Source organism: Candidatus Albibeggiatoa sp. nov. BB20 (assembly GCA_016744725.1).
GTDB lineage: Bacteria > Pseudomonadota > Gammaproteobacteria > Beggiatoales > Beggiatoaceae > Albibeggiatoa.
This window is the reverse complement of sequence record JADGDW010000214.1, coordinates 1-6,008: the sequence shown is the minus strand read 5'-3', so window position 1 is coordinate 6,008 and position 6,008 is coordinate 1. Positions and strand designations below refer to the sequence as shown.

Here is a 6,008-nt window from a genome sequence, read left to right as displayed (position 1 = left end):
GATTAATAATGACCATATTTAAACGCACCAAAATTGTCGTCACCTTAGGGCCTGCTACTGATGAAGTTGCCATGCTCGACAAAATGATTGAAGCAGGCATTGATGTTGTGCGGCTCAACTTTTCACATGGTGAATCTGAACAACACCGTAAACGTGCTGAGCTGGTGCGAGAACGTGCCAAATTTGCAGGTCGAATTGTAGGGATTATGGCTGATTTGCAAGGACCTAAAATCCGTATTGACCGCTTTGAAAAAGATAAAATTACCCTTGCAGAAGGTGATAAATTTATCCTTGATGCCACACTTGCACCTAATGCAGGGACACAAGAAAAAGTGGGGATTGCTTATAAACAATTACCCAAAGATGTAGGCAAAAACGATGTTCTATTGCTAGACGATGGACGGATTGTCTTAAAAGTGAAAGATGTTGTTGACGGGCAAATCAACTGCAAAGTCAAAGTCGGCGGTGTATTATCCAATAATAAAGGCATCAATCGCCTTGGTGGTGGTTTATCGGCGGATGCCCTGACCCACAAAGACCGCCAAGACATTTTAGTCGCTGCTGATTTACAAGTGGACTATGTCGCGGTATCCTTTCCACGCTGTGCCGAAGATATTCATCAAGCGCGTGAACTATTAAAAGCGGCAGGCAGCAAAGCCAGTATTATTGCAAAAATGGAACGCGCTGAATCAATGGATAACCACATTGAAATCATTCAAGCTTCCGATGCCATTATGGTAGCTCGGGGTGATTTGGGGGTGGAAATTGGTGATGAATCATTACCCGCAGCACAAAAATGTTTGATTAAAGCTGCGCGTGAACATGATAAAGTAGTGATTACCGCGACTCAAATGATGGAGTCAATGATTGATAGTCCGATTCCAACCCGTGCCGAAGTCTCGGACGTAGCCAATGCCGTGTTTGATGGCACAGATGCGGTGATGTTATCAGGTGAAACAGCCGTTGGTATCAACCCTGATAAAGCAGTCAAAGCCATGGCGCGTGTCTGTCGTGAAGCTGAAAAGCATCCTATGTCAAACACCTCTGACCATCGGATTACTAAAACCTTTGGGCGGATTGACGAAGCGATTGCAATGTCAACCATGTACGCGGCTAACCATTTGAAAGTAAAAGCGATTGCAGCCTTAACGGAATCAGGTGCAACGCCATTGTGGATGTCACGAATTAATTCCAGCATCCCAATTTTTGCAATGTCTCGCCAAGCCAGCACTTGCGCTAAAATGAGTTTATTCAGAGACGTTTGTCCTCTTGTTTTAGATATTTGTGGGGTCGACGTGGTGCAAGTGAATGAGAGAATTATTCATAAATTATTACAATTTGGTGCGGTGAGCGAAGGTGATTTAGTAATTATCACCAAAGGAGATATGAAAGGGATTTCAGGCGGCACAAATATGATGAAAATCGTCTGTGTCGGTAAGCCAATGATTGAGATGAATTGATTCAATCAGGTGTGACTAAAAACTATTAAAAATTTCATTCCTAAAACTTACTTCCAAAATTGAGGAGAAACAATGTTAGTCTCATTACGTCAATTATTAGACCATGCCGCAGAAAATGGTTATGGTGTTCCAGCGTTTAACGTCAACAACTTAGAACAAGTCCAAGCCATTATGATGGCGGCTGACGAAACCAACAGCCCAGTGATTTTACAAGCTTCAGCGGGTGCGCGTTCTTATGCGGGTGAACCGTTCTTGCGTTACCTTATCGTGGCTGCCTTAGAGCAATATCCACACATTCCATTAGTGATGCACCAAGATCACGGCTCAGAACCTGCGGTATGTATGCGTTCGATTCAAAGTCAATTCTCATCAGTGATGATGGATGGTTCTTTGATGGCGGATATGAAAACCCCTTCTAGCTATGAATACAACGTTGATGTGACTAAAACGGTTGTTGATATGGCACATGCTTGTGGTGTTTCAGTTGAAGGTGAATTGGGCTGTTTAGGTTCATTAGAAACAGGTGAAGCAGGTGAAGAAGATGGCTCTGGCGCAGAAGGCAAATTAGACAAAGAGCAATTATTAACTGACCCTGAACAAGCGGCTGATTTCGTGAAAGCAACAGGTGTTGATGCCTTAGCAATTGCAATTGGTACAAGTCACGGCGCGTATAAATTCACTCGTCCACCAACAGGTGATATTTTAGCGATTGAACGGATTAAACAAATCCATGCGCGTATTCCTGACACTCACTTAGTGATGCACGGTTCTTCTTCAGTGCCTCAAGAATGGTTAAAAACCATCAACGATCACGGTGGTGAGATGGGTCAAACTTATGGTGTGCCTGTAGAAGAAATCCTAGAAGGGATTAAGCACGGTGTGCGTAAAGTGAATATTGACACTGATTTGCGTATGGCTTCAACGGGTTCTATCCGTAAACATATGCACGACAATGCGTCAAACTTCGATCCACGTAAATATTTAGGTGAATCCAGAAAAGCGATGGCTGAAATTTGTAAAGCACGTTATGAAGCGTTCGGCACAGCGGGACAAGCTTCTAAAATCAAACCTATCACTTTAGAAACCATGTTCGCACGTTATAAAGCAGGTGAATTAGACCCACGTATTAATTAGTTTTTGTCGTTTAAAATCATTTTTACTCGTTCCTACAATTGTGTGGGAGCGAAAATGATGATTTATTACCAAGTGCTCAGTTTCAAGAGTTAATGTATCAAGTAGAGCTTGCTATAATAGTATGTATGGTAAAAAAATTGTTAGTAAAGTTGAGGATATGCAACTGCTTGACACTTTATTTCTGTTGTATCAAAGCTTAAAATTGTATTTGTTGAAAGTATATCAGTAATAAAATCATTATATTCATAGTCTCTAGAAAAATAAGAAAATGATTTTAATTGATAATAGTCATCAGCATTCATATGTCTTTTGCTAATATATTGTGAAATTTCAATTGATCTTTTGTAATTTATTTCCTTGCTTGGATTTATATTAGTTACTCCATCAGTTGGACTATGGCTTAAAGTTGCTCCATAATTTTCAATTTCATCAATGATATATTTTTTAGAATGTTCTAAACCAAATATAATTAAAGGACCTGCAGAAATCCCTTTGATGTATTTGCTATGCAAATCTAGCCAGTTAATTGTTTGTTCAATACTTTTACAAGACTCACCAGCTGAAATTAAAATATTAATTTTAACCCATATATTGTGGTCAAATGCGGCTTTTAATAAATCAGAGGCTTTTGATAAATAAATTGAGGGGTTTTCTGTTTTTTTCATTCTAATAAGTTGTCTAGGGGACGCACTTTCAAGACCAAGGTCTAACACTTTTAATCCTGCTTTACTTAATACCTCTAACCGTTTTGGTAAAATACTATCTACCCTAGCTTCAGCTCTCCACTTTAAATCCAGTGACGATTGATATATTAAACTTGATAATTGCTCAGCCCATTTGCCATTTGGAGCAAATGTTGAAGCTTCGAAATAAGGAGACATTTTTTTTAAATTATCATTAAGAATTATTTCTTTTGCTTCATTAATTACTAGTTGAGCTTGTTTTAGTGGTTGTAGTTTTTCATTTTTTTCTTGGCAAAATGTACACATTTTGCCACACCCCCTTGATATTTCTATGCTTGGTTGATACAGATTTCTTTCATGAAGTAATGTATAATCAAGTCTAGGATAACTATTACTTGGCTTGTTTTGAGGAAAATCAAAGCCTCTTACAATATCTATAATCCTTCCGTTTGCGATGCCTGAAACAATTAAATCTGCATCTGGAATTAATTTTCTTAAAAATTCAGGATGGTCATTTATAACCCATCTTCCACCAATGATTATTTTTTGTTTTAATTTTATTGACCTTACTATCGATATAAACTCATTAACCCATGGTATGGCATAAAAACTTGGAATAGAAATAAGAATGGGAGAAGTTGTATATTCAATCCCATGCTGCTTGCATGTTTGCAATGTTTTTTTTGGAGCATCAAAATTTCCTTGTATTTGAATTGTGTCAAAACCTGCTTCTTTTAGTTCTGTTGCTAATGAAAGCAAACCATAATTTAAATAGCGATTTCTTCTGTTTATAATATTGTCTGCTTTTTTTACAATTAATTGGCCAGCGCTGATGCAGAATATTTTGGTCATAATAATAAATCTCTCTTAACAATAAAGAAATATACTTCTGTAGTATACTATTTTACTCCATATAGTATATTCATTAAAGTAGAAGCAAATTTAAAGCATTTAAAATACTATAATTAATCAAATATACCTTAAAAATAGATTTTACATAATTTATTGAAAAGCCCACGTAGGGTGTATAAGCGCAGAGTCATGCACCTTTTGGAAACACAAACATATCTAAAATTTGGATATTGAATTGGAAATATGAGGAATGGGATATTTCAACGTTGACGGATGACGCTATCGCTTATCCATCCTACATACTAGAGTTGTTGCAATATTTAAAATCAATAGCCCACGTAGGGTGTATAAGCGCAGCGTCATACACCTTTTGGGAACACAAACATATCTAAAGTTTTGATATTAAATTGGAAATATGAGGAGTGGGATATTTCAGCATTGACGGATGACGCTATCGCTTATCCATCCTACATACTAGAGTTGTTGCAATATTTAAAATCAATAGCCCGCGTAGGGTGTATAAGCGCAGCGTCATACACCTTTTGGGAACACAAACATATCTAAAGTTTTGATATTAAATTGGAAATATGAGGAATGGGATATTTCAGCGTTGACGGATGACGCTATCGCTTATCCATCCTACATACTATTTAGAAAGATGAGACGCTCCATATTATTGATGCTTGTTTTAGACTATGCTTTTGTTGTAAGCCGTTGACAAAAAACAAACTCTCTATTAAACTTGTTTTAACAGTGCCCAATACCTCTGGTGTTGATGTATTTTAGTATTAAGTTTGAGCCGTCCTTTTTTATTCCTGTCTACATTATTATAGTCATCACATTGACTCAACGCAGCTCTCCAACCAAACCCTTTAAATCCTATACTGAATTAGTTCAAATTCTTTCAAGTAGGGGAATGATAATTGAAGATTTTGCGAGAGCAGAAAGAAAGTTATCACAAGTAGGTTATTATCGTCTAAGTGGCTACTGGTATATATGCCGTGAGATAATAAGAGACCAAAATAATGAAGTCCTCTTTTCTTCCAAGAATATCCCTGCAAGACATGATCAATTTATTATAGGTACTTCATTTGATACCATATTTGATTTATATTTATTTGATAAAAAATTACGTCAATTGATGCTTGATGCGATTGAACGAATTGAAGTTTATATACGTTCCATTATTGCTCATGAATTAGGCTTTTCTGATCCTCTAGCTTACAAAAAAGAAAAGTTTATCCATCCAAAATTTCAAAAACCTTACAATGGTAAACCATCTTCATGGGAAATATGGTCTCAAAAACAAACCCATAATATCTCAAAAAGTAAAGAAGACTGTATTCGTTGGCATATAAACCAACAACGAGATTTACCGTTTTGGGTAGTGGTTGAAACATGGGATTTTGGCACAACGTCACATTATTTTAAAATGCTTAATGGTAAATATCAGAATAAAGTTGCACAAAGGCTTAGTTTAAATCCCAAAGATGTGAAAAAAATAGCCAACTGGCTGCAAGAAATCAATATTTTAAGAAATAGATGCGCCCATCATTCACGCATTTGGAATCAAAATAATAACAATGCCTTAAATGTTTTATCTACACCGTATTTTGAAAGATTAAATTTGGACCAAAAATCCAGAGAGAAAATATTTGGCATCATTACTGTTTTATGGTTTCTTATCTGCAAAATGAGTAACAATTCAGATTGGATTTTACAAGTTGCTGATTTAATTAACTCAAGTTACGCAAAGAATCCCAAATTAAAATAAGATAAGATAAGATAAGTAAGTATGAAGCAAGAAGAATTAAACATATACACAGATTATTTAAGCGCAAGCTTTGGTCAAGCAACAGCGACAGAGTTGTCAAATATG

The 6,008-nt window shown here is 36.6% G+C and carries 4 protein-coding genes; 3 read left to right on the top strand and 1 reads right to left on the bottom strand.

Annotation, left to right across the window (positions count from 1 at the left end; all coding sequences use genetic code 11):
* Positions 1 to 8: 8 nt before the first annotated feature.
* Together pyk and fba are read left to right on the top strand one after the other, a co-directional pair.
* Positions 9 to 1,460, top strand: coding sequence for a pyruvate kinase (gene pyk, locus ABXH34_RS17220; protein ID WP_353573120.1), 1,452 nt, complete (start codon positions 9 to 11; stop codon positions 1,458 to 1,460).
* Positions 1,461 to 1,532: 72 nt separating this feature from the next.
* Positions 1,533 to 2,594 carry a class II fructose-bisphosphate aldolase gene (gene fba / locus ABXH34_RS17215; protein ID WP_353573119.1) on the top strand — a complete coding sequence of 354 codons (1,062 nt, stop codon included), beginning with the start codon at positions 1,533 to 1,535 and terminating at the stop codon, positions 2,592 to 2,594.
* Positions 2,595 to 2,734: 140 nt separating this feature from the next.
* Here fba and ABXH34_RS17210 read toward each other — a convergent pair whose 3' ends face one another.
* The gene (locus ABXH34_RS17210) at positions 2,735 to 4,129 is read right to left on the bottom strand and encodes a B12-binding domain-containing radical SAM protein (protein WP_353573118.1); all 1,395 of its coding nucleotides are present in this window, start codon (positions 4,127 to 4,129) and stop codon (positions 2,735 to 2,737) included.
* A gap of 916 nt (positions 4,130 to 5,045) precedes the next feature.
* Between ABXH34_RS17210 and ABXH34_RS17205 the strand changes: the two genes are divergently transcribed.
* Complete coding sequence (locus tag ABXH34_RS17205) at positions 5,046 to 5,903, top strand: Abi family protein (RefSeq protein WP_353573117.1); 858 nt, start codon at positions 5,046 to 5,048, stop codon at positions 5,901 to 5,903.
* Positions 5,904 to 6,008 lie beyond the last annotated feature (105 nt).

Bases quoted from the DNA above. Each gene is read 5' to 3' on its own strand.
- ABXH34_RS17205 (WP_353573117.1), top strand. From the start codon at position 5,046: ATGATAATTGAAGATTTTGCGAGAGCAGAAAGAAAGTTATCACAAGTA.
- fba (WP_353573119.1), top strand. From the start codon at position 1,533: ATGTTAGTCTCATTACGTCAATTATTAGACCATGCCGCAGAAAATGGT.
- pyk (WP_353573120.1), top strand. From the start codon at position 9: ATGACCATATTTAAACGCACCAAAATTGTCGTCACCTTAGGGCCTGCT.
- ABXH34_RS17210 (WP_353573118.1), bottom strand. From the start codon at position 4,129: ATGACCAAAATATTCTGCATCAGCGCTGGCCAATTAATTGTAAAAAAA.